Consider the following 980-nt stretch of genomic DNA (forward strand, 5'->3'; position numbering starts at 1 on the left):
GGTTCAAGGTGGTCTTCAATCCTTCCTTTCCCTATCGGCTGGCGCATACCGTCGTCGCGTTCTTCGTCACGACAGGCTTCGTCGTCATGGGCGTCGGCGCCTATTTGATGCGTCGCGGGCGGTCCGTTGAGGAAGGCCGAACGATGCTGTCGATGACGCTCTGGCTGCTGACCGTGCTGGTCCCGCTGCAGATGTTCATCGGCGACCAGCACGGTCTGAACACGCGCGACCACCAGCCGGCCAAGCTCGCCGCGATTGAAGCGCGCTGGGAAACTGCCCGACAGGTGCCGCTTACCCTTTTCGCCATTCCGGATGACAAAGCCGAGCGCAACCTCTTTGCCATAGATCTTCCATGGCTTGGCAGCCTCGTTCTCACCCATGAGCTTGACGGCGAGGTTAAGGGCCTCAAGGACTTTCCGGCCGATCAGCGTCCCCCCGTCGCGATCCCCTTCTTCGCCTTCCGGATTATGGTCGGCTGCGGCATTCTGATGCTTGGCCTCGTCCTTGTCGGCGGATGGCTTCGCTGGCGCGGCCGTCTGGACGCGTCGCCGGCCTTTCTCTCGATCACCCAGATCGCGGCGCCCATCGGCTTCGTGGCGGTCATCGCAGGCTGGATCACCACCGAGGTTGGACGTCAGCCCTGGACAGTATACGGCCTTCTGCGCACGGCGGACTCAGTGACACCTTCATTGACGGGCTTTGATGTGATGCTCTCGCTGATCGGCTACGTAGCGGTCTATCTCATCATCTATCCTGTGGGCCTCTTCCTCATGCTGCGCATTGTGCGCAAAGGCCCGGCAATTGCTGCCGAGATAGATGTGGAGATCGAGGGAGGACGGCCCGGGGCGCCGGTCCGCGCCGGAGCCGTCGAACTTCGAGAGGGAGAAGTGCGATGAGCCAGGTCCTCGATTTCGTGCCAATCTGGACGCTGATTCTCGGCATGGCGGTGTTCTTCTACGTGCTGCTGGATGGCTTCGATC

At 61.7% G+C, this 980-nt stretch carries 1 protein-coding gene; it reads left to right on the forward strand.

From position 1 onward, the window contains the following. Positions 1–896, forward strand: an 896-nt coding sequence (locus EN935_RS37695) for a cytochrome ubiquinol oxidase subunit I (protein WP_164771792.1), incomplete at its 5' end; no start/stop codon positions are given. Positions 897–980: the final 84 nt, after the last annotated feature.

The sequence above is a fragment of the Mesorhizobium sp. M7D.F.Ca.US.004.03.1.1 genome, assembly GCF_003998635.1.
GTDB lineage: Bacteria > Pseudomonadota > Alphaproteobacteria > Rhizobiales > Rhizobiaceae > Mesorhizobium > Mesorhizobium loti.